Annotated in this window: 9 protein-coding genes; 5 read left to right on the forward strand and 4 right to left on the reverse strand. The window is 73.6% G+C overall.

What is annotated here, in order from left to right:
- Positions 1–320 precede the first annotated feature (320 nt).
- Complete coding sequence (locus WME97_RS44145) at positions 321–1,409, forward strand: efflux RND transporter periplasmic adaptor subunit (protein ID WP_437546974.1); 1,089 nt, start codon at positions 321–323, stop codon at positions 1,407–1,409.
- A 7-nt stretch (positions 1,410–1,416) separates the two neighbouring features.
- Entirely contained in the window at positions 1,417–4,584 is a 3,168-nt protein-coding gene (locus tag WME97_RS44150; RefSeq protein ID WP_437546976.1) for an efflux RND transporter permease subunit, read from the forward strand.
- Positions 4,585–4,609: 25 nt separating this feature from the next.
- On the opposite strand, the gene WME97_RS44155 is transcribed toward WME97_RS44150, so the two are convergent.
- On the reverse strand, positions 4,610–5,779 hold the full coding sequence (locus WME97_RS44155; protein WP_437546978.1) for a hypothetical protein: 1,170 nt from the start codon (positions 5,777–5,779) through the stop codon (positions 4,610–4,612).
- Between the two features lie 112 nt (positions 5,780–5,891).
- On the opposite strand from WME97_RS44155, the gene WME97_RS44160 reads away from it, so the two are divergent.
- The 3 genes from WME97_RS44160 to WME97_RS44170 all read left to right on the forward strand — a co-directional run bounded on the left by WME97_RS44160 (position 5,892) and on the right by WME97_RS44170 (position 8,836).
- A complete protein-coding gene (locus WME97_RS44160; protein ID WP_437546980.1) occupies positions 5,892–6,566 on the forward strand; it encodes an RNA polymerase sigma factor in 675 nt (224 codons plus the stop codon).
- Between the two features lie 90 nt (positions 6,567–6,656).
- Positions 6,657–7,130, forward strand: a complete 474-nt coding sequence (locus tag WME97_RS44165; protein WP_437546982.1) for a nucleoside 2-deoxyribosyltransferase domain-containing protein — start codon at positions 6,657–6,659, stop codon at positions 7,128–7,130.
- A 311-nt stretch (positions 7,131–7,441) separates the two neighbouring features.
- Positions 7,442–8,836: a hypothetical protein gene (locus WME97_RS44170; RefSeq protein WP_437546984.1), complete on the forward strand. Its 1,395-nt coding sequence runs from the start codon at positions 7,442–7,444 to the stop codon at positions 8,834–8,836.
- 148 nt (positions 8,837–8,984) lie between these two features.
- On the opposite strand, the gene WME97_RS44175 is transcribed toward WME97_RS44170, so the two are convergent.
- From WME97_RS44175 to WME97_RS44185, 3 genes are read right to left on the reverse strand one after another with little or no spacing between them, the layout of a single operon-like run.
- A complete protein-coding gene (locus WME97_RS44175; RefSeq protein WP_437555614.1) occupies positions 8,985–10,433 on the reverse strand; it encodes a diaminobutyrate--2-oxoglutarate transaminase in 1,449 nt (482 codons plus the stop codon).
- 2 nt (positions 10,434–10,435) lie between these two features.
- Positions 10,436–14,437 (reverse strand): non-ribosomal peptide synthetase, encoded by a 4,002-nt coding sequence (locus tag WME97_RS44180; RefSeq protein ID WP_437546986.1) that lies wholly within the window; start codon positions 14,435–14,437, stop codon positions 10,436–10,438.
- Positions 14,434–24,684, reverse strand: coding sequence for an amino acid adenylation domain-containing protein (locus WME97_RS44185; protein WP_437546987.1), 10,251 nt, complete (start codon positions 24,682–24,684; stop codon positions 14,434–14,436). Before WME97_RS44185 ends, WME97_RS44180 begins: the two co-directional genes overlap by 4 nt.
- Positions 24,685–24,688 lie beyond the last annotated feature (4 nt).

The following is a 24,688-nucleotide window of genomic DNA, read 5'->3' on the forward strand; positions in this document are numbered from 1 at the left end:
CAACCGTCATTGAAGTTCCGCCGCGCGGCACACGCCAGCCCAATTTCACGGCGCGGCCGGCTATCGCACCCTTTCGTTGCGATCATCGCAACCAGCGGTTGCGGTCGGCTCCGGCCGTGTTATACCCATCGCAACTGTCGGTTGCGGTCGCCTGGGCGCCGTCGCGCCCGGGCGGTGGGGCCGGAGGCTGGGCGACGGGGAACGAGCGGACGGCGCAGCGCACCGGCGCGTGCGCCGACGCGCGCTGCGCCGTGCTCCGCCGAGGGCCGTGCTCCGCCTGCATCAGGCCGCTCCGCGACCGACGCTGCCCCGAGGGACCCTTGAGCCACACAACGACGAAAGGCCGCGCCCGAAGCCTCTTCCTGCTCCTCGCGCTCGCCGCCTCAGCGGCGGGCTGCGGGACCAGGGCCAGCGCCTCCACCGCCGCCGAGACGAACGGGCCCAGGGCCCGCGTCGAGACCGCGGAGGTGCGCGAGCAGCCCATGCCGCGCAGCATCGCGCTCACCGGCACGCTGCGCGGGGATCGGGAGACCGATCTCGCCGCCAACGCGGCCGGCCGCGTGGTGGAGACGTTCGTCGAGCGCGGCGCCGAGGTGAAGAAGGGCGACCTGCTCGCGCGCCTCGACGTCCGCGCCGCCGCGCTCTCCGCCGCGGAGGCGCAGGCGAACGCCGCGCTGACGCGCGCCCAGGAAGAGACGGCGAAGCGCGAGTGCGAGCGCTACGGGGCGCTGCTCGAGAGCGGCGCGATCTCCCGGGTCGAGCACGACCGGATCGCCGACCAGTGCCGGAGCGCCCCGCTCTCGGTCGCGGCCGCCTCCGCCCGCGCCCGCGCCGCCGCGCAGGGCGTCGGCGACGGCCAGATCCGCGCGCCGTTCGACGGCGTGGTCGCCGAGCGCTTCGTCGACGTCGGCGAGTACGTCCGCCAGGACTCCCGGGTCGTCGCGCTCGTCTCGAAGGGCGCGCCGCGCCTCCGGTTCACCGTGCCCGAGGCGAGCCTCGCGGCCGTAAAGACCGGCGGCGCGCTGACGTTCACCGTGCCGGCGTACCCGGGGCGGTCGTTCGCGGGCACGGTGCGCTGGGTAGGCGCCGCGGTCCGCGAGACAACGCGCGATCTCGTCGCCGAGGCCGAGGTGCAGGACCCGGACGGCGCGCTGCGGCCGGGCATGTTCGCGTCCGTCGCGCTCGCCACGGCCGAGGTGCCGAGCCCGGTGGTGCCGAGGTCCGCCCTCGTCCCGCGGGACGGGCGCGCGCACCTGTTCGCCGTCGTCGACCACCGGCTGGAAGAGCGCGTCGTGCAGACCGGCGTGGAGAAGGGCGACGCCGTGGCCGTCCTCCGCGGCGTCCGCGCAGGGGAAGCGATCGTCATCAACCCGTCCGAGGCGCTCCAGAACGGCCAAGCCGTGGAGTGAGGTCGTCATGCAGTGGCTCGCTCGCGTCTGCGTCAAGAGGCCCGTCTTCGCGTCGGTCCTCATGCTCGTCATCGTGGTCCTCGGCGTCGCCGGCTACACCCGGCTCGGCCTCGACCAGTTCCCCGACATCGACGTCCCGTTCGTCGTCGTCACGACGCGCCTCGACGGCGCCGCGCCCGAGGAGGTCGAGGCCGAGATCTCCGACCGGATCGAGGGCGCGGTGAACACCATCAGCGGCATCGAGGAGCTGCGCTCGACGTCGACCCAGGGCGTGAGCCAGGTCGTGGTCGGCTTCGAGCTGGAGAAGGACGCCGACGTCGCGGCCCAGGAGGTGCGCGACAAGATCAGCGTCGTCCTGCCCAGCCTGCCCAAGGGCATCGATCCGCCGATCGTGAGCAGGATCGACCTTGGCGCGGCCCCGGTGCTGCTCGTCTCCGTGGCGTCGGATCAGCCGATCCGCGAGCTCAGCGAGATCGTCGACAAGCGGGTGCGCCGGCAGATCGAGAGCATCTCCGGCGTCGGCCAGGTCAGCCTGATCGGCGCGCAGAGCCGGCAGATCAACGTCTGGCTCGACCCGATCGCCCTGCGGGCGCAGGGGATCACCGCGGCCGAGGTGCAGCGGGCGATCGCGGCGCAGAACCTGATGACGCCGGGCGGCAGCGTCGAGACCGGCCCCGAGGACCTCACGCTCCGCGTGATGGGGCGCGTCGAGTCGCCCGAGGCCCTCGGCCGCATCGTCCTCCGGGAGCAGGACGGCCACGCCGTGCGCCTCTCGGACGTCGCCCGCGTCGAGGACGGCCGCGCGGAGGAGACGACGTGGGCCCAGCTCGACGAGCGGCGCACCGTCCTCCTGTCGGTGGTCAAGCAGTCGGGCCAGAACACCGTGGCCGTCGTCGACGCCGTGAAGGCGCGCCTCGACGAGGTGCAGCGCTCGCTGCCCGAGGGGACGAAGATCGAGGTCGTGCGCGACGGCTCGCGCGTGATCCGCACGGGCATCGCCGCCGTGAAGGAGCACCTCGTCCTCGGCGCCCTCCTCGCCGCGGCGGTGGTGCTCCTCTTCCTCGGCAACGCCCGCAGCACGCTCATCGCGGCGCTCGCGATCCCGATCTCGGTCGTCGGCACGTTCGCCGTGATGTGGATCGCCGGCTTCACGCTGAACTTCCTCACGCTGCTCGCGCTCGCGCTCGCCGTGGGCATCGTCATCGACGACGCCATCGTCGTGCTCGAGAACATCGTCCGCTACATCGACGAGAAGGGCATGAAGCCGTTCCCGGCCGCCGTCCTCGCGACGAAGGAGATCGGCCTCGCGGTGCTCGCCACCACGCTGTCGCTCATGGCGGTCTTCATCCCTGTCGCGTTCATGCCCGGGATCGTGGGGCGCTTCCTCAAGAGCTTCGGCCTCACGATGGCTTTCGCGATCGGGGTCTCGCTGATCGTCAGCTTCTCCCTCACGCCCTCGCTCGCCGCGCGGTGGCTCTCGGGGCACGCGCGGCACGGCGCCCACGCGAAGCCGTCGGTCCTCGAGCGCGCCGTCGACGTCTTCTACCGGCCGATCGAGCGCGCCTACATGGCCGCGCTCTCGTGGGTGATGAAGCGCCGCTGGGTGATCGTCGTCGCCTCGGCGGTCACGCTCGGCTCGTGCGCGCCCATCGCGAAGACGCTGCCCGCCGGCTTCCTCCCGGAGGACGATCAGGCGCAGTTCGAGATCAACATGCGCGCGCCCGAGGGGACGAGCCTCACCTCGACCCGCCTCATCGCCGAGCGGATCGCCGGCGACGTGCGCCGGCTCCCGGGCGTCACCCGGACGCTCCTGACCGTGGGGGAGGGCGAGCAGCAGGCCGCGAACGTCGCCAAGGTCTACGTGATGCTCGTCGACCCGGAGCAGCGCGCGCTCGGGCAGCTCGCCATCATGCAGCGGGTGCGCGAGGAGATCCTCGCGAAGCTGCCGAAGGAGCTGCGCGTCACGGCCGGCGAGGTGCAGGCGGTCTCGTCCGGCGGCCAGTCGTCGGCGCGGATCCAGGTGGCGCTCCAGGGGCCGGATCTCGACCGGCTGGGCGAGTACGCGGCGCGCATCACCGAGGAGCTGCGGAAGGTCCCCGGCGCCGTGGACGTCGACAACAGCCTCGTCGTGGGCAAGCCCGAGCTGCGCGCGGTCATCGATCGCGACCGCGCCGCGGATCTCGGCGTCCAGGTGGCCGACGTGGCCGGCGCGCTCCAGCTCTTCGTCGGCGGGCTCAAGGTGTCGACGTACTCGGAGGCGGGCGAGCAGTACGACGTCCGCGTGCGCGCGGACGCGAAGCACCGCGCCGACGCCGAGAGCCTCGCGTTCCTCACGGTGCCCTCGTCCAAGCACGGCGCCGTGCCGCTCCACAGCGTGGTCACGATGGAGCCCGACAGCGGCCCCTCGTCGATCGGCCGCCTCGGCCGGCGCCGGCAGATCACGATCAGCGCGAACGCCGCCCCCGGCGTCGGCGACTCGGCGGTGCAGGCGGCGCTCGACAGGATCGTCGCCGAGCAGCGGATGCCGGCGGGCTACTCCGCGCAGCCGGTGGGCAGCTCGAAGAACACGGCGAGCACGGCGGCGAGCTTCGTCGTCGTCATCGGGCTCGCGTTCGTGTTCATGTACCTCATCCTCGCGGCGCAGTTCGAGTCGTGGCTCCACCCGATCACGATCCTGCTCTCGCTGCCGCTCACGGTGCCGTTCGCGCTGCTCTCGCTCAAGCTCTTCGGCCAGTCGCTGAACCTCTTCTCGGGGCTCGGGCTGCTCGTCCTCTTCGGCGTGGTGAAGAAGAACGCGATCCTCCAGATCGATCACACGAACCACCTGCGCGCGGAGGGGATGCCGCGGCTCCAGGCGATCCTGCAGGCGAACAAGGACCGGCTCCGCCCGATCCTCATGACGACCATCGCCTTCGTGGCCGGCATGATCCCGCTCGTGCTCTCGCACGGGGTCGGCTCGGGCCAGAACCGGACGACGGGGGCCATCGTGCTCGGCGGCCAGTCGCTCTCCCTCGTCCTCACGCTGCTCGCGGTGCCGGTGGCCTACTCGCTCTTCGACGACGCGGCCGAGTGGATCCGCCGCCGCCGGCGCAGGGCGGCGGAGGACAAGGGCGAGGCCGAGCTGGACGCGCTGCTCGGCGGGCCGGAAGCGAGCGCGCCGGCGGGGGGAGAGTAATGGGCGGGGGCGCCGCGCGGCCGCCTCAGAGGATGGGATCGATGCGGTAGACCCGGCTCGTCAGCGTGTCGACGAGGTAGAGCTTGCCGTCCGGCCCGAAGGTGATCCCCGCGAGCGAGCCCGCGGGCAGGCCCGTGTCCAGCGTGCGGACCACCTGCCCCGCCGTGTCGAACGCATAGATCCTGCTGGTCGCGTGATCCGTGACGTAGACGAGGTCCTCGTGGACCTCGAGGCCGCTCGGGGCCTCGAGCGTCCCCGGGGGGACGAACTCGATGAGCGTGGCGCCGTCCATGTGCCTGCGCACCTTGACCGGCTCTTGCCCGTCGAAGCTCGCGCCGGGCACGCCGCTCGTCGGATCCAGCTTGAGCAGCCGCTTGTGGCCGGTGTCGGCGACGTAGAGGCGCTCTTCCTTGGCGCTGTAGAAGATATGGCTCGACGTGGCCTCGACCCCGAGCACCTCGCCGGCGGCATAGCGGTAGATCTCGCCGTCGGAGTGGTCGTCGTGGCCGGGGCCGTGATCGTGGGCGAAGTCGTACCGGTCGAGCGCCTTGTCGTTGCCGTTGAAGACCCAGTAGACGTTGGCCTGCTCGTGCGCGATGCCCTTGCAGAAGGAGCTCGAGTGGAGCATGTCGAGGTGCGACCCGAGGCCGTCGGGCGTCTCCGTGGCGAAGATCGAGAGATCCGAGGAGAAGAGCGACGGGCCCATGAAGTAGTTGCCGCCGTTGTCGTTGTCGCCGCAGACCCCGAACGTGCCCGGGTGGCCGAAGGCGATCGCGGGCGGCTGGTCCATGAAGTGCGCCGCGGCGGGGTCGCGGAGGCGGACCCACGAGCCGTCCGGCGCGCCGGGCTTCGTGATGATGATCACGCTGTCGTCCTTGCGGTTGACGACCCAGAGGTCCTCGGGCCGCTCCGGGTTGAAGGCGAGGTCGGTCGGCTCGCGCTGCCGGTTCGGCTCGAAGACGGACACGAGCGCGACCGAGGACGGACTGCCATCCTTCACGCCGATCGCAGATCCCGGCGGCAGCTCGACGCACGCGCCGAGCGCCTGGTCGCACAGCGGCGTGTCGGGCGTGGCCGCGCACTCCGGCGACGCACTGCAGCGCGGCGTGGACGACAGCGGGGCATCGGTGTCTGCCCCTGAGCAGGCCGGCAGGAGCCCCACGCTGGCCAGGACGAGCACCCTCTGAAGCGTCATTCAAGCCTCCCGGTGAAGAGGAGGACATTCTGACCCGACCGGTCACGCTGGCCATCGCTTTGTGCCGTGGCGCGGTGGCGCAGGGCGGCCCTCGTGGATAGCCTGGTGCGTCATGAGCGAGAGCGAGCCAGAGCGAAGCCCGGAGCGCGCCGAGCCGCCGAGCGAAGGCGCCGACGACGCGCGGCCTTCGGCGGTGGTCGCGACCCTCGTCGAGAGCCACCGGGAGTTTCTGCGCTTCCTGGAACGGAAGGTGGGCAATCGCGCCATCGCCGAGGACATCCTGCAGGACGCCTTCGTGCGGGGCATAGGGCGCATCGACAGCCTGCGCGACGAGGAGTCGGCCACCGCGTGGTTCTACCGGACCCTCCGGAACGCCGTGGTCGACCATTTCCGGCGAAAGGGCGCGTCGGAGCGGGCGATGGCCGCGCTGGCCGCCGAGCTCGACGAGGCGGCCCAGCCCGAGGTGGAGCGCCGCGCGGTCTGCCAGTGCGTCCGGGCGCTGGCCGGCACGCTGAAGCCCGAGTACGCCGCCGCGATCCAGCGCGTGGAGGTCGACGGCCTCTCGGTGCAGGCCTTCGCCGAGGAGGCATCGATCACCGCGAACAACGCGGCGGTGCGCCTCTTCCGCGCCCGCGAGGCCCTCCGCAAGCAGGTGGTCGCGTCGTGCGGGAGCTGCGCGGAGCACGGGTGCCTCGACTGCACGTGCGGCCCGGTGCCTGTGCCGCAGGCGAACGGCGAGCCCGAGCCGAAGCGAGGCTGCGGGCACGGGCACGGCGGAGCGGGCTGAGCGTTTACGGGTCACGGGTCACGGGGCGGGGGAGGGGAGCGGCCCCATGGCGATCGTCGTCCACGTGTTCTCCTCCGCGAGGTGTTCCCCATGATCGAGGTGCTGGCGCCGCGGCCGTTCGACGGATTGGCGGGTCCGAAGCTGTTCCTCGCCGGATCCATCGACAACGGCCAGGCCGAGCTGTGGCAGGCGCGCGTCGCAGAGGAGCTCGCGGATCTCGAGGTGGTGATCCTCAACCCGAGGCGGGAGCGGTGGGAGCCGGGCTGGGCGCAGAGCCTCGAGAACCCGAGCTTCGTGGAGCAGGTGCAATGGGAGCTCCGCGGGCTCGAGGAGGCGGACGTCATCTTGATGTACTTCGCGCCGGGCTCGAAGGCGCCGATCAGCTTGCTGGAGCTCGGCCTGTTCGGGCGCTCCGGGAAGATGCATGTCGTCTGTCCGGAGGGGTTCTGGCGCAAGGGCAACGTGGATGTCGTGTGCGAGCGGTACGCGATCCCGCGCTATGCGAGCTTGACTGAAGGGCTGCGCGCGGTGCGCGGGGCGCTCCTGCGCGGCAGCGGCGGTTAGCGCTGCTGCGGGAAGTTGGTGAAGCCTGAGTAGGCCGGCGACAGACACCTGGTCGGTTGGTGGGGAATCTGGTGGGCCAGGCTCGTATGGATCTCGTGGTGCCGGCCGTGGACGTCGACTCCTTGCACAAAATGGTCCGCGAAGTGGCTCATCATGGGCCATCATGGGCCATGAAACGGGTCTCGCGCTCGGCCCGAAGCCGAAATGAAGCCGAGCAAAGCCGGGCTCGCAGACTCCGCTGCTCCCCTCGCTGGTGCGGCTCGGTCGTTGCAATGGGCGCGAGCATGCGAACCGGAACTTATCTGTGCGCAATGGCATCCTTGCTCGCGGCCGCGCTCGGGGTCGGGGCCTGCGGCTCGGTCGAGATCGACCGAGACCCAGGCGGCACAGGCGCCTCCGGCGGCACGGACGCTCCCGAGCCGTTCCCCGAGACATGCAGCGCGCCCGACATCTACCCGGTATGCGACACCGACGCGAAGTTCTGCGGCAATGGTGTGCTGGATACGTGCGATGTCTGCTGGAGCCTCGACGGCAACTCCCCCCAGTGCGTCGAGGCGACCGAGGCGTGCGACGGCGCCGTCAGCGAGACGTGCAGCTCCTTCGGATACGTGGGAGGCCGCACCGCATGCAGCGATACCTGCTCGATCGACGTCCGTGACTGCGACTCGTGCCTCGGGGCCCCGAGCCAGCTCGCGTGCGCGCGCCCGCGCGTCGATGGATACAACGTCAGCGACATCGCGATGGCGAGCGACGAACAGGGGCTCGCCGCGGCATGGCTGAGCTTCGACGACAAGGTCCGCTTCGCCCGCTTCTCGACGAGCCTCGCGCTGGAGCGCCAGTGGGACTGCGTGGACGCGCGCTCGGCGCTGCGGGTGGCGCTCGCGCCCAGCCCCGGAGGCTTCATCATGGCGGTCGGCGGCGCGGGCGACGACCCTGAGCTGTGGCTCTACCGCCTCGATCCCGACGGAGACGAGATCGCGGTGCGTCTGATCAAGAACGCCGCCTATCCTGTGCTCGCGGCGAGGCCCGGCGCGCCGCCGCTGCTCGTTTATGCGAGCACCGACGTCGCGTGGGCGCCGGCGAAGATCGTCGCCGAGCTGCTCGACGAGGACGGAGAGGCGACATGGCAAGCGACGGTCGCCGACGCGGCCCATGGTGAGACGGCCGCGGCGGCCTTCGCGGATCCGGGGTTCGTCGTGTCCACAGGGGTGATCACGGACGACGGGGGGGACGTGGCGGCGACCGTGCTCGTGCCGATCGACGCGTCAGGGGAGGTCGGCCCGGCGCGCGAGCTCGCCGGCATCCATGACGTGGCGCTCGCGCCCGCCGGAGCAGGCCGGGTCGGCGGCGTGTGGCTCCATGGCGAGCGCTTCGAGGTCGGCTGGCTCGATGGACAGGCGGCCCTCGCCGGCGACCCCGTGGCGATCGCGACGCGCGACCCCGTGAAGGACACGCAGGAGCACGCGATCACCGTGTCGAACGGCCGCGCCATCGTGGCGCTCGTCGAGGAGGAGGCGACGCAGGTCAGCCTCTTCCACGTGGACGCCGATGGCTCGCTCGCCGTCCCTCGGTATGCGTTCGCGAGAGAGCCGGCAGGGCTGTCCCGGCTCGCGGCCGCGCCGGCGGACGACGGCGCCGCGCTCGTGTGGACGACGTACGCGGAGCCAGCGAGCAGCCGGTTCGTCCTCGGCCGCGCGCAACGCTGAGGCACCCCGGCCCGGCGCCTCGGGGGCCCTGCGCCCTACGAGGGGACCTCGCTCGACGGCTCGCTCGCTCGTCCTGCACATCCTCGTCCTGCGCATCCGGGTGGCGCTCATCCGCCCGGAGCAGGCCCGAGGGCCGCGCCGGCGGCAGCTACAGACAAGCCGCCGCCAGCGCCTGACCGAAGATCCGCGCCGCCTCGTCGATCTGGGCGGCGGTGATGATCAGAGGCGGGAGGAAGCGCACCACGCTGCCGTGGCGGCCGCCGAGCTCCACGATCATCCCCCGCCGCAGGCACTCGTGCTGCACGCGCCCGGCGAGGTCGCGGTGGGCAGGGCGCGCCCCGAGCGCGTCGGGCGCGGCCGTCGCGTCCACGAGCTCCACGCCGACCATCAGGCCGCGCCCGCGCACGTCGCCGATGCACGCGTGCTCCCTGGCGAGCGCGGTGAGCTGCGCCGTGAGCCGCGCGCCGAGCTCCGCGGCCGCCGCGTCCAGGCGCTCCGCGCGCAGCACCGACAGCGTGACCGAGCCCGCGGCCATCGCGAGCTGGTTGCCGCGGAACGTGCCGGCGTGGGCGCCCGGACGCCAGGTGTCGAAGCGCTCGTGATACACCACCACCGAGAGCGGCAGTCCGCCGCCCAGCGCCTTCGACAGGACCAGCACGTCCGGCTGGATGCCGGCGTGCTCGAACGCGAACATGCGCCCGGTGCGGCCAAAGCCCGTCTGCACCTCGTCGAGGATCAGCGGGATATCATGGCGCGTCGCCAGCTCCCGCAGCCCCTTCAGCCAGGCGACCGGCGCCGGGATCATGCCCCCCTCGCCCTGCACCGCCTCGACGATGATGGCAGCAGGCGTGGGCACGCCGCCCTCCGGATCGGACAGCAGGTTGCCGATGTACGAGAGCGAGGCCGCGATGCCGGCGTCGCCGCCGAGACCGAACGGGCAGCGGTACTCGTACGGATACGGCAGGAACTGCACGCCGTGCAGGCTGGAGCCGAGCGCCGCCTTGGGCCCGAGGTTGCCCATCAGGGTGAGCGCGCCCTGCGTCATGCCGTGGTAGGCGCCCTGGAAGGCCATCACCGTACCGCGCCCGGTCGCGAGCTTGACCAGCTTCAGCGCAGCTTCGACGGCATCCGCCCCCGTGGGGCCGCAGAACTGGACGCGCGCATGGCGGGCAAAGGCCGCCGGCAACACGCCGAGCACGTCCTGCGTGAAGCGATCTTTGACAGGCGTGGTGAGGTCGAGCGTGTGGAGCGGTAGACCGGAGTGCAGCGTCCGCACCAGGACGTCGGTGACCGCCGGGTGGTTGTGCCCGAGCGCCAGGGTGCCGGCCCCGGCCAGACAATCGAGGAACACGCGCCCCTCGACGTCTTCCACATACACGCCCTGCGCGCGCGAGAGCGCCAGCGGCAGCCGCCGCGGGTACGATCGGGCGTTCGACTCGCGCTGCCGCTGCCGCTCGAGCAAGGGGTGATCCCCGAGCTCGTACAGCGCGCGCCGCCGGTGGCGCTCGCCGAGCTCCGCGGCGAGGCCGGCGTGAAGGGGCGATCTGGAGGCCGCGGGCGCCTGGTCCGACACAGGCAAACTGGAAGCTGCAGACAGACTCATGGGGTTACTCCCTGGTGAGAAGGGTTGTTCCGCTCCGGGCGCTCCAGGGCGCGCTCTGCCGGGTCCAGGACCTCCAGGGTCTCGCGTACGCGCGCATGCGCGTCGACCCCCTGCACGGCGGCGAAATGATCGCCGGGAAGAATCGCTGTGCGCACCGCTCCCGCCGTGTACTGCTGCCAGTCCATGGGCGGGCCGCCGTGGTGCGCGATCGTCTCGGCGCTCCACCACACGTGGATCGGCGCCGTGACGCACCGCTGCGGCAGATCCTTCGTGAGCAGGGCCGCGCCTCGGAGCAGCGCGTACCGGTGGTAATACGCGGCGGGCGGGATGTCGCTCGACGCGAAGCCGCGGGCCTGCGCCCAGCGCACGGCCTCCGCCACGCGATCACCCTCGCTCAGCCCCTTCAGCCGCTCTCGCAGCGCGTCGAGCTCCGCCGGCGCGAGCGCGAGCAGCTCCGCGCTGCGGCCCTGATCGATGTACGCCGCCAGCTCCTCGACGACATCCGGCTCGCCCGCCGCGTAGAGCCGCGTGCGCGGCTGCGAGTCCAGCATGCCGAGGAAGGCGACCCGCTCGCCCTGCTCCTCCAGCGTCCGGGCGATGGCGAGCGCCAGCACGCCGCCCACGGACCACCCGAGGAGGCGGTACGGCCCGCGCGGCTGCCGCTCCCGGAGCGCGCGCGACAGCCGCTCGACGATCCGGGGCAGCGAGAGCGCGCCGGCCGCTTCCGCGAGCGACGGGCCCAGATCGAGCCCTAGCACCGGCTGCTCCTCGCTCATGACCGCGGCGAGGCCCTGGTAGGCCATGACGTGCAGGCCCGAGGAGTCCACGCAGAAGAGCGGGGGGCGCGACCCGCCCGCGCGCAGCTCGACGACGCTCGACGCCGGACGCCCGGCGTCGAGCAGCCTCGCGAGCCCGGCGATCGTCGGCGCCTCGAAGATCGCCATCAACGACAGCGCGCCGCCGAGCGCCTGCTGGATCCGGTGCATCAGCGGGATCGCCATCAGCGAGTGCCCGCCGAGGTCGAAGAAGTTGTCCTCGACGCCCACCTGCGGGCGCCCGAGGACGTCGGCCCAGATCGCCGCGAGCGTCTCCTCGACCGGCGTCCGCGGCGCGACGTACTCGCGCCGGCGGCGCGCGGCAGGGCTGGGAAGCGCCTTGCGATCGACCTTCCCGTTCGCGGTCAGCGGCAACGCGTGCAGCAGCACGAGGTCGCTCGGGTGCATGTACTCGGGGAGCCGGTCCTTGAGGAACGCGCGCAGCGCGGCCTCGTCGAGCGCTCCCTCCCGGGGGACGACGTACGCCACGATCGTCGGCCCGACCGCGCCGTCCTGGCGCGCGGCGATGACGACCGCCTGCCCGACCGCGGGGTGCTCCCGGACCCGCGCCTCGATCTCCCCGAGCTCCACGCGGAAGCCGCGGATCTTCACCTGGTGATCGCGCCGGCCCATGAACTCGATGGCGCCGTCGGGCCGGTACCGCGCCCGATCGCCCGTCCGGTAGAGGCGCGCGCCCACGCCGAACGGGTGCGGCACGAACCGCTCCGCGGTCAGATCCGGCTGGCCCAGGTAGCCGCGCGAGAGGCCGGCGCCGCCCAGGTACAGCTCGCCCACCGTGCCCACCGGCGCCGGCTCCAGGCGCTCGTCGAGGACGTAGGCCTCCGCGCTGGCGAGCGGACGGCCGATCGGCACCGACGCGCACCCGCGCCGGTCGCGCAGCGCGCGCAGCGGCAAGACCAGCGCGCCCACGGTCGTCTCGGTCGGCCCGTAGTGGTTCGCCACGGCGCAGCCGCTCGAGAGCGCCGCGATCCGCTCGATGAGGGCGAACGGCAGCGCCTCTCCGCCGAGCACCAGGAGCCGCCGCGGCAGCACCGCCGCCCCCTCGCCCGTGTCGAGCAGCGCGCTCAGGTGCGACGGCACGATCTTCAGCACGTCGATCGGCCAGCGCCGGTAGTACTCCGAGAAGAGCCGGCCGTCGGTCGCCGTCTCGTAGCCGATCACGTGGAGGCAGCCGCCCGAGGCGAGCGCGCCGAAGATGCTCGTGTTGCCGAGATCGGCGCTCAACGTCGAGACGGTCGCGAAGTGCAGCCCGGCCTCGACGATCCCGAGCGCATCGCACACCGACCGGGTGTAACTGGCGATGCCGCGGTGCGTCACGCCGACGCCCTTGGGCTCGCCGGTCGAGCCCGACGTGAAGACGACGGACGCGAGATCGTCGAGCAGCACCGGCACGGCGGGGTCGCCTTCGGGCTCGCCGTCGAGCAGCGCCGCGTCGTCCAGGGAGAGGACGGCGCAATCGGTGTCCGACAGATCCGGCAGCCGGGCGCGGACGGGCGCGTTCGTGAGCAGGACGGAGAGGCCCGCGCGCCGGATCTGCTGGGTGAGCCGCTGCACCGGGGCGTGCGGGTCGAGCGGCACGTAGGCGCCGCCGGCCTTCAGGATGCCGAGGAGGCCCGCGATCATGTCCACGGATCGCTCGCCGCACAGGCCGACCGGGCTGCCGCCGCCGACGCCGCGGCGGCGGAGGTGGTGGGCGAGCCGGTTGGCCTGCTGGTCGAGCTCGCGGTAGGTCAGGCGCCGGTCGCCCGCGACCACCGCCAGCGCCTCGGGCTGCCGCGCCGCGTGCTCCTCGAACGCCTCGTGCAGGCACCGCGGGGGCGCGGCGTCGTGCGCCGCCCCCCGGCCCTCGGAGAGCCGCCGCGCCCGCTCCGCGGGGCCGAGCAGGCCGAGGCGCGCGGTGGGCTCCGACCAGGCCTCGGCCGCGCTGCCGAGCAGCGCCCGGTACTGCTCGGCCATCGCCAGGACGCCCTCCGCGCCGCAGCGGCGCGCGTCGTGCCAGAGCGAGAGGCGCACGCGGCCCCGCCCGCGCTGCGCCGAGAGCGCGAGCTTGAGCCCGCCGGCGCCCGTGCACTGGCGCTCGACGTGCCATGCGAGGCCGCCCGCCACCCTGGGCTCCGGGAGCGAGGAGAACTCGAAGCCGACGGTGCTCCCGGCTCCGCCGCCGTCCGCCGGCAGGTCGGGGTTCCAGTGCTCCTCCTCCTCGGTCGCCTCCTCGACGCCGGCCTGCGCCCGGCGCACCAGCTCGGCGAACCGCTGCGCCTCGTCCACGCGGCTCGGCACGGGGAGCCACTTGGCCACCGGGCCCATGACCTCCTGGACGTCCTCGATCTTCCGCCCGGCCGAGGCCACGGCGACGACGAGCTCCCGCGCGCCGGTGAGTCGCGCGAGGTGCACCTGGAAGGCCGCGAGCAGCGCCGACGAGAGCGAGGCGCCCTCGCCGCGGGCCAGCGACTCCAGCCGATCGAGCAGCGCCGCGTCGATCTCGATCTCGACGACCTCTCCGGAAGCGCCGCCCTCCTCGGCGGCGCCCTCGAACGGCAGGACGACGGGCACCACCGAAGGCGCGGGGGCGCTCTCCGCCGAGCCGACGAGATCGTTCTGCCACTCGGCGAACTGGGCGTACTGCACCGGCTCCGCCGCGACCTCCCGCCGATCGCCGGCGGCGGCGTAGGCCTCGGCCAGCTCGCCGAACAGGAGGTCCAGCGTCCACGCGTCGGCAGAGAGCGCGGGCGCGGCGACGAGCAGATCGTGCAGCCCCTCGGCGCGGCGCGCGAGCCACACGTGGAGCAGCGGCCCGCGCTCCATGTCGACGCTGAGCCGCGCGGCATCGCGCCAGAGCGCCTCGACGTGCGCCTGCTGCTCGCCGGCCGCGCGGCCGCCCAGATCGACCCGGTGCCACGCGGGCGCCGCCCCGCTGACGGCCTGCAGCGGGAACTTGAGGCGCGCATCCCGGCGGAACGTCGTCCTCAGGATCTCGTGGCGCGCGGCGACCTGGCCGAGGGCGCTGGCCAGCCGCGCGGCGTCGAGGTCTCCCTCCAGCCGGATCCACGCGCGCGTGAACACCGTGGTTCCGCTCCGGTGGAGCGCCCACAGGCGCCGCTGCTGCGGCGACAGGCGCACGCCCTGCACGCTCGGCCCGAGCTCGGTGGCCTGCGTCGTCATGGCGCCACCGCGCCATCCGACGCCCGCGCCGCCTGCGTCGCCCGCTCGGCCGCCATCATCTCGCCCATGGCCACCACGATCTTCCGTGGGCCCGAGAACGGATCGCGGCCGTGGGCCACGAGCATGTTGTCGAGCAGGATGATGTCGCCCTCCTGCCACGGGAACCGCACGGCGCAGCGCTCGTACGCCTCGCCGAGCGCGCGTGTCGTCTCGACCTCGATCGGCGCGCCGTCGCCGTAGGTCACATTGCGAGGCAGCCACTGCTCGCCGACCATGGCCAGGAGCGACTCGCGCACCGGCGCCTCCAGGTACGCCGGGTGGTGCAGCTGGATCTGGTTGAAGAACACCTGCTCTCCCGTCTTCGGGTGCGAGAGCACGGCCGGCCCGCGCTGGCTGATCCGCAGCCGGCCGCCCGCGAGCCACTCGCACCGCATGCCGCCCGCGCGGCAGCGCTCCTCCACGACCGCGGGATCGGTGGTGTGGAAGAAGTCCTGCCAGCCCACGTCGAAGCCCGGCGTGAAGTTCCGCACGTAGAGCAGCCCCGACCGCCGGAAGCGCTCGCGGACGTCGGGCGCGAGCGCCTCGTAGAGCCTCCGGCAGTCCACGATCGGCGTCGCGCCGCCCTCCGGCGCGGCCTGCACGCAGTAGAACCACTGCTTGAGCGGCCAGCGCGGCAGGTGCGAGCTCTCGTTGTGGAACAGGATGGCCTTGTCGGCGGGGTAGGGCGTCGAGCCGTAGATGTTCTGCCCGGCCTTCTCCCGCGGGAGATCGCCGTACTCGCCGAACAGCTCGCCGCAGATGGCCTTCGCGACCTGCTCGAACTCCTGGACCGCCCGGATCGGGAAGCCGCGGAACAGCACGGCCCCGTGCCGGTAGAGCTGCGCCTCGACGAACGCCCGCTCCTCGCGGGCCCATGCGGCGAGGTCCACGTCGTCCACCGCCGGCTTCACGACCAGCGGCAACGGCCCGTCGCCCAGCGTGCTGGTCGCGACCAGCGCGCGGGGACCCACGTCCACCTTGCGGGGGGTGATGCGCTTGAGGCTCCGGAGCCGGCCCTCGTCGCGCGTGCGTCCTTCCATGGTGCGTTCCTTCCTCTCGGCTGCCGCGAGCGCCGTCACGCGGCGGTCGGGGTCGTCCACGATGGCCCGCAGCACGGCCATGAAGTGGGCCGCCATCGCTGCGATGGTCGGCGGCTCGAACAGATCGGCGCGGTACTTCCACGCGCACGTGAGCCCCTCGTCCGTCTCCTCGACGAACACGCCGAGGTCGAACCGCGACACCTCCCGCTCGAGCTCCACGGCGCTGAAGCGCACCCCGGGCAGCGAGATCTCGGACGCCGGCACGTTCTGCAGCACGAAGAGCGTCTGCACGAGGGGGTGGCGGCCGGGCTCGCGCGCCGGCCGCACGGCGTCGACGACCTGCTCGAACGGCAGGTCCTGGTGCGCGTACGCGTCGAGCGTGACCTCCCGGACCCGCTGAAGGAGCTCCCGGAACGTGGGCAGGCCGCCGAGATCCGTGCGCAGGACCAGCAGGTTCACGAAGAACCCGATGAGCCCCTCGGTCTCCGCGCGGTTGCGGCCCGCGACGTCGGTGCCGACGAGGACGTCGCTCTGGCCGGTGCGCCCGAGGAGCACGACCTTGAACGCCGCGAGCAGCGTCATGAAGAGCGTGGCGCCCTCGCGCCGGCCGAGCGCGCGCAGCGCCTCGGAGAGCGCGCGGTCCACCGCGATCGTGTGGCGCCCGCCGCGGTAGGTCGACGCCGCGGACCGCGGGTGATCCGGGCGCAGATCGAGGGCCGGCGGGGGCCCGGAGAGCCGCTCGCGCCACGCGCCGAGCAGCGCCTCGCGGGTCGCGCCCTGCATCCAGCTCCGCTGCCAGACGGCGAAGTCCGCGTACTGGACCGGCAGCGGCTTCAGCGCCGGCGGCCGCCCGGCCCGCGCCGCCGCGTACAGCTCGGCCAGCTCCGCGACCAGCACGTTCATGGTCCAGGCGTCCGACACGATGTGGTGGACGATGAGGACCAGCACGAGCTCGTCGTCGCGCAGCCGGATCGCGGTCACCCGCAGGAGCGGGCCGCGACCGAGGTCGAACGGCCGCTCCGCCCGCTCCGCGGCGAGGCGCTGGACCGCCGCGCCGCGCTCCTCGGCGGGCGCCTTCGACAGGTCCACCACCTCGAGCTCCGGCGCGCCCTCGGGGGCGATCACCTGCACCGGCTCGCCGGCGGCCACGCCGAACGTCGTCCGCAGCGACTCGTGGCGCCGGACGAGCGCGGCAAGGCTCTCCCGGAGCAGCGCGAGGTCGAGCTCCCCCTCGACGCGCAGGGCCGCGGTCATGTTGTACCCGGCGCTGTCGGGCTCGAGCTGGGCCAAAAACCACAGGCGCTGCTGCGCGAACGAGAGCGGCAGCGGCCCCGTTCGCGGCGCCGGGACGAGCGGCGGCGGCGCCTCGGCCCCCGCCGCGCTGGCGCGGCGGCGATCGACGTCGCGGGCGAGCGCCGCCACGGTGGGGTGGTCGAACAGGCTGCGGAGCGGCAGCTCGACGCCGAGCGCCTTGCGCACGCGCGACGCCACCTGCGTGGCCAGGAGCGAGTGCCCGCCCAGCTCGAAGAAGCTCGCGCGGACGGGGACGCGGTCGAGCCCCAGCACCTCGGCCCAGATGCCCGCGAGGATGTCCTCCGTCGGCGTCCGCGGGGCGCCGCCCGCCGCGTCGCTCGCCCCGGCCGCGGGCGAATCGGGCGCAGGCAGCGCCTTGCGATCCACCTTGCCGTTCGGCGTCAGCGGCAGCGCGTCGAGGACCGTGATCGCCGCCGGGACCATGTACTCGGGCAGCCGCCCCTGGAGGGCGCCGCGCAGCTCTTGCCGCAGCCGCTGCCGCAGCCTGCCGACGAGCGGCGCGTTCGCCGGCGTGGCCTCGCCGGCCCGGGCGCCCTCGGCCGCCCCCGGCAGCTCGTCGCCGCCGGGCCCCGCGGCCGCCGCGGGCGAGGCGACGATCGCCGCCCCGCCGCGGCGGAACACGACGTCGAAGCGCCCGTCCGCGCCGTGCCGCGCCCAGCTCACCCCGACCGACCAGCCCAGCCCCTCGCCGAGCGCGCGCAGCTCGTCCGGATCGAGCCCCGGCACCTCCGGCCTCGCGGCCGCCGCCCGGAACGCCCCGACGCTCTCCGCAGGATCCCCGTCCGAGAGCCACCGCGCCAGCCGGACCTCCTCCGCGAGCCGCGCGTTGGGCAGGCCCGCGATCCCCCAGAGATCCGGCGCCCCGCCCGGGTCCCCGGAGCCCCTCGCCGCGCGCCCCGCGAGGCTGCGGCCGCCGGCGAGCCGCTCCCGGATCGCGGCGAGCGTCCACCCCTCGGCCGCATCGGACCACGGGATCGCCGGCGCCGCCCCGGCCGGCGACCCGACGCGCAGGATCACCTGGTAGCGGAACCGCGTCATCTCGCTCCGGTGGCGGCCCCGCCGCGGCAGGATCTCCACCCCCGCGACGCCCGGCAGCTCCCGGGCCAGCGTCGAGAAGAACGCCGGCGCGAGCGCGAGCTCCTCCTCCTGCGCCACCGCCTGCGCCGCCTGCCGGCGCAGCTCGGCCTGCGACAGCGAGGCCGGCGCCTTCTGGGCCAGCACCGAGGCGTGGAACGCCTCGAGCAGCGGCAGGCTGCGCACGTCCCCCACGAAGATCGCCCCGCCGGGCCGCACGAGCGCGAGCGCCCCCGCGAGCACGTGGCGCAGGTAGGCGGCCGACGGGAAGTACTGCACGACCGAGTTCAGGACGACGACGTCGAACGACCGCGGCGGGAGGTCGCGCAGATCGTCCGCCGCCCGGTGGAGGAGCTCCACCTGGGGCAGCGGCCGCACCGCCAGCCGCCGGCGCAGCCGCGACAGGGCCGCCTCCGAGAGATCGGACGCCACGTAGCGCGCGCAGCGCGGCGCCACCCGGAACATCACCATCCCGCTGCCGCTGCCGATCTCGAGCGCGCGCTCCGGCCGGAGCGCGAGGATGTCCTCCGCCGTGGTCTCCGCCCACTCCCGCATCTCCTCGGCCGGGATGGGCCGCCCCGTGTAGCTGCTCGTCCAGCCGACGACGTCGAGATCGGGCTCGCCCGCGCCGGCGGGCCGCTCGTAGGTCTCGTCCCAGACCGCGCGCCACTGCGCCACCTGCTCGGCGTGCTCTGGCGCCGCCTCCTCGGCGGCGAGCGCCCCGAGGTCCGCTGTCACGTAGGCGAGGAGGCGCGCGTCGCCCGGCCGGAGCTCGCGCGCGACCACCACGGCCTCTCGCACCGCCCGGTGCCGCCGCAGCGCCGACTCGATCTCGCCGAGCTCGATGCGGAAGCCCCGGAGCTTCACCTGGTGATCCACCCGCCCCAGGAACTCCAGCTCGCCGTCGCTACGGAACCGCACCAGGTCGCCGGTCCGGTAGAGCCGTGACCCCGGCTCGGCGCTGAACGGGTCCGGGACGAACCGCTCCGCCGTCAGGGCAGGCCGACCCAGGTAGCCGAGCGCCACCCCGGCCCCGCCGATGTAGAGCTCCCCGGGCACGCCCTCCGGCGTCGGCCTGAGATCGCGATCGAGCACGACCACCTGCGTGGCCGCGATCGGCCGCCCGAGCGGCACCGGCGCCGCGCCGGCCTCCACGCGCGCGACCATCGACCAGATGGTCGTCTCGGTGGGCCCGTACATGTTCCAGACCTCCTCCGCGCGCTCCAGCAGCTGATCGGCGAGCTCGCGCGACAGCGCCTCGCCGCCGCACAGCACCCGGAGCCCCGGCCGGCCCTTCCACCCGGACGCGATGAGCATCTGGTAGGTGGTGGGCGTCGCCTGCATCACCGTGGCCCCGACGGCGGCCATGCGCGCCGCGAGCCGCGCCCCGTCCGAGGCCACCTCGCGCGGAGCGATGTCGACGCGGGCGCCCGCGAGGAGCGGCAAGAACAGCTCGAGCCCCGCGATGTCGAACGACAGCGTCGTCACCGCGAGCAGCACGTCGTCGGCGCGGATCCCCGGCGCGCGGCGCATCGACTGGAGGAAGTTCGAGAGCGCCCGGTGCGGGATCTGCACCCCCTTGGGCTTACCGGTCGATCCCGACGTGTAGAGCACATAGGCGAGGTTGTCCGGCGCGGCGCCGCTCGCCGGCCGCGTGATCGGCTGGGAAGCCCAGGGCGACGGCTCCGCGTCGAGCAACAGCACGGCCTCGGCGCGCGCTGCGAGCTCGTCCTGAAGTCGTGTCTGGGTCAGGAGCACCGAGATGCGCGCGTCCTGTTGCATGAACGCCAGGCGCTCCTTCGGGTAGCTCGGGTCGAGCGGCACATAGGCTCCCCCCGCCTTCAGGATGCCGAGCAGCCCCACCATCATCTCCAGCGATCGCTCGACGCACAGCCCGACCAGGACACCGGGCCCCACGCCCATCGAGCGGAGGTGATGGGCGAGCTGGTTGGCGCGACGGTCCAGCGCTGCGTAGGTGAGCCGCTGCGCCTCGTACTCCACGGCCACGGCGTCGGGCGTCCTCTCGACCTGCGCCTCGAACAGCTCATGGACGCACGTGTCTGCGGGGTAATCCGCCGCGGTGTCATTCCATGGGACGAGCGGCTGCGGGCGCTCGCGCTCGAGCGACAGGTCGCCCAGCCGGGCCTCCGGTCGGCGGGCCATCTCGGAGAGGAGCTGGACCAGGTGGCCCAGCATCCGCTCGACGGCGTCGCGCTCGAACCAGCGCCGGTCGTACGAGATCCGGATCACCAGCCGCTCGCCGGGGTACGCCAGGACCGTCATCGGGTAGTTCGTGTGGACCCGGTCCTGCTCGTAGGAGAGGCGGACGTCGCCCACCTGCTCTCCGAGGCGTTGATCATTCGGCGCGTTCTCGAAGACCAGGAGGTTGTTGAACAGCGCCTGTCCCCGGGGGAGCTCGCTCCACCGCTGGATGTCGAGGAGCGACGGGTGCTCGAACTCCCGGATACGGTAGTTGTGGGCGAGGAGGTCCTTGAGCCACGCGAGGAGCGGCTGCTCGGGCGACACGCGCACCCGCAGCGGCAGGCTGTTGATGAACAGGCCAACGATCGTCTCCACGCCGGGCAGCTCGGTCGGGCGGCCCGCCACGGTCACGCCGTACACGACGTCGCGCTGGCCGCTGTAGCGGCTCAACAGGAGCGCCCAGGCCCCCTGCACGAGGGTGTTGGGCGTGAGCTCGTGCCGGTGCGCGAGGTCATGGAGCGCCTCGGTCAGGGCCGAGGGGAGCTCGATGAGCTCGTCGCCCACCCCGGCTCCCGCGGGCTGCGCCGCGCCGTCGGGCACGGGCCGCTCCACGCCGAGCGGCGTCGGCGCCGCGAAGCCGCGGAGCTCCTCGCGCCAGAACCGCTCGGCCGCCGCCTGGTCCTGCCGCGCGAGCCAGGCGATGTAGTCCCGGTAGGGGCGCGGCTCCGGCAGCTCGAGCGCGCGGCCCTCGCGCAGGGCCGCGTAGTACGACAGGCACTCCATCATCAGCACCGAGAAGCACCAGCCGTCCGTGAGGATGTGGTGGAAGCTCCGCGCGATGCGGTAGGCGTCGTCCGCCACGCGGATCAGCCGGATCCGCATGAGCGGCGCCCGCGTCATGTCGAGCCCGGCGACGGACTCGGCCTCGAGCGCCTCGGCGAGGCGCCGCTCCTGCTCGGCCTGGGGCTGATCGCGGTAGTCCAGGACGTGGATCACGTCGGCGAGGTCGACCTGCCGGTGGACGAGCTGGAGCGGCCGCTCGAGGTCCTTCCAGACGAAGGACGTCCGCAGGATGGGGTGCCGCGCGACCACCCGCCCCCAGGCCTCGACGAGGAGGCCGGCGTCGAGCGGGCCGTGCCACATGTAGTGCTGCTGCGTCAGGTAGACGCCGGAGTCCGGGTTCAGGAGGGTGTGGAAGAGCATGCCCTCCTGCATTGGCGAGAGCGGGTAGGCGTCCTCGAGCCCCGACAGATCCGGCACGACGCGCGCGAGCTCGTCCTCGGCGAGGCCGCTCAGCGCGAACCGGGGCGGCGTCGCCTCGCGCTGCTTTCCCTGCGGCTCGCCGGCCTGGGCCGGGCCCGCGGCGGAGAGCGCGACCGCGGCGGCGGCGGCCACCGTGGGGTGGTCGAAGAGGTGCTTCGGGCTCAGCTTGATGCCGCGCTGGTTGGCGCGCGCGATGACCTGGAGGCTGCGGATGGAGTCGCCGCCGAGGGCGAAGAAGTTGTCGTGGATGCCGACCCGCTCCACGCGCAGGACGTCGGCCCAGATCTGGGCGAGGGTGGCCTCGACCTCGTTCCGCGGCGCGACGAAGCCGCTCGTCTCCGGCGCGCCCGCCCGCTCGGGCTCGGGCAGCGCCGCGCGGTCTATCTTGCCGTTCGCCGTGAGCGGCAGCGCCGCCAGCGGCACGATCACGGCGGGCACCATGTAGTCGGGCAGCTGCAGCGCGAGCTGGCCGCGGAGCGCCGCCGCGTCGAGCGCCGCCGCCTCGCGGGCCACCACGTAGGCCACGAGGCGCTTGGCCCCGCCCTCGTCCCGCGCCGCCACGACCGCCTCGCGCACCTCGGGCTGCTCCCGCAGCCGCGCCTCGATCTCGCCGAGCTCGACGCGGTGGCCGCGCAGCTTGATCTGGTGGTCGGTGCGCCCGAGGAACTCGATCGCGCCGTTCGCAAGGAGGCGCGCCCGATCCCCGGTGCGGTACAGCCGACCCCCAGGGACGCCGCCGAACGGATCCGGGACGAAGCGCTCCGCCGTCAGCTCGGGGCGAGCGTGGTAGCCGCGCGTCACGCCAGCCCCGCCCAGGTAGAGCTCCCCGGGCACGCCCACCGGCACCGGCTCAAAATTTACGCCAAGGACATATGCCTGGGTGTTGGGGAGCGGCCGGCCGATGGGCACCGTCGCCCCGGAGCGGCCGCCCGCGGGGTCGACCTGCCATGTGAGCGAGCCAACGGTCGTCTCGGTGGGGCCGTAGTGGTTCACGACGGTGCAGCCCGGCGCGAGCGTCCGGATCCGCTCGATGAGCTCCCAGCTCGAGGCCTCTCCGCCGACCACGAGGCAGCGCGCCGGCAGCACGCGCTCGGGGCGCGCGGCCTCGAGGAGCGCGGTCAGGTGGCTGGGGACGATCTTGAGCGCGTCGACCCCGTGGCGGCTCATGTACTCGGCGGTCGCGTCGGGATCGAAGATCCGCGCCTCGGACAGGACGTGGAGGGTGCGGCCCGAGCAGAGCGCGCCGAAGAGCGACGTGTGCCCGAGATCCGCGGCCACGGTCGAGACCAGCGCCATGCCGCCGCCCTCGGCGAGGGGCAGCCGCGCGAGCACGCCGCGCACGTAGTTCACGAGGTGGCGGTGCTCGACGGCCACGCCCTTCGGGCGCCCCGTCGAGCCCGAGGTGTAGATGAGGTAGGCGAGGTTGTCGGGGCGGGCCGTCTGGCCGAGCGGCGCGTCGGGCTCGGCCGCGAGGGCGCCCGCGTCGCGGTCCAGGAAGAGCAGCGCCGGCCCCGGCTCGTCGAACGCGCCGGCCCACCGCTCCTGCGTGATCACGACGCGCGCGCCGCTGTCTTCCACCACGGCGCGGAGCCGCTCGCGCGGGAACTTCGGGTCGACGGGCACGTACGCGGCGCCGGCCTTGAGCGCGCCGAGCAGCGCGAGGATCATCTCCGCCGAGCGCTCGATGCACAGGACGACCCGGTCCTCGGGCCCCACGCCGAGCGCGCGCAGCCTCCGCGCCAGCTGGTTCGTCTGCCGGTCGAGCTCCCCGTAGGTCAGCGCCGTCTCCTCGCAGACGACCGCGAGCGCGTCGGGCCGCGCGGCCGCGTGCGCCTCGAAGAGCTCGTGGACGCAGGCCGCCGGCGGAGAGGCCGTGGCCGTCGCGTTCAGGTCGGTGAGCAGGCGACGCCGCTCGGCGGCGCCCACGAGGGGCAGCTCGGCCACGCGGGCGTGCGGCCGCGCCGCCATCGCCTCGAGCAGCGCGCGGCACTGGCCGAGCAGGCTCGCCGCGGCCTCGTGCGTGAGGCGGCTGCGCTCGTAGGAGAGGATGAGCCCGAGCTCGCTCGACGGCTCGACGATGAGCGACGCCGGGTAGTTGTTGCGCCCCGCGGTGAGCAGGGCGTCGCCGACGCGCCCGCCGCCGGGCGGGGGCAGGGGACGGACGCGCACCTCGCGAACGCCGGATTGCGCGCCGCTCACGTCCTCCTCGGGGTAGCTGTCGAACACCACGATGGTGTCGAAGAGGGACCGCCCGCCCGGCACCTCGCTCCAGCGCTGGACGTTGGACAGGGGGGTCCACTCGTGCTGGCGCAGCTCGCTGTTGCGGTCCTGCAGCCGCGAGAGCCAGGCGCCGAGCGGCTCGTGCTCGTCCACGCGGACCCGCACCGGCAAGGTGTTGATCAGCACGCCGACGATGGCCTCGGAGCCGGGGAGCTCCGGGGGGCGGCCCGACACCGTGGTGCCGAAGACCACGTCGCGCTCGCCGCTGTGCCGGGAGAGCAGGAGGGCCCACGCGCCCTGCACGAGGGTGTTCAGCGTGACGCGCAGCCGGCGCGCGCAGGCCGCGAGCGCCTCCGTCTCGGCCCGCGAGAAGCGCAGCGCCTGCTCGGCGCAGGGGAACGCCTCGTCGCGCGCCGTGACCGCCGCGGCCGCCGTCGGGCCGGTCTCCATGGGGAGCGGCGTCGGCGTCCGGAACCCGGCCAGCGCGCCGCGGAAGAACCGCTCGGCCGCGCCCTCGTCCTGGGCCTGCACCCAGCTCAGGTACTCCCGGTACGGGCGCGCCCGCGGCAGCTCGGGCACCGTGCCCCGCGCGAGCGCCCGATAGACGAACAGCGCCTCTCTCAGCAGGAGGGCGAAGCTCCACCCGTCCAGCAAGAGGTGGTGATGGCTGTTGATGAAATAAAAGGCATCTTCCTCGGCCTGGACCACCATGAGCCGCATGAGGGGGGCTCGCAGCAGGTCGAAGCCGGCGCGCCGGTCCGCGTCCATGAGCGCGGCGAGGGCGCCCTCGCGCTCGCCGGGCGCGAGCCCGCGGAGGTCGTGGCGCGCGAGCGGGATCGTCACCCGCGGTCGGACCACCTGCACGGGCTTCGCGACGCCCTCCCAGACGAAGGCGGTGCGCAGGATCGGGTGCCGCTCCGCGAGCGCCTGCCAGGCGCGCTCGAAGGCGCCCAGGTCGAGCCGGCCCTCCAGGAGGAAGGCCGTCTGGACGAAGTACGGGTCCGCGGCGCGATCCGAGACCGCGTGAAAGAGCAACCCCTGCTGGAGCGGGGAGAGGTAGTGAATCGACTCAACGTCTTTCTTCTTGTTCGTCATGGCG

Source organism: Sorangium sp. So ce367, assembly GCF_051520455.1.
Lineage (GTDB): Bacteria > Myxococcota_A > Polyangia > Polyangiales > Polyangiaceae > Sorangium > Sorangium cellulosum_B.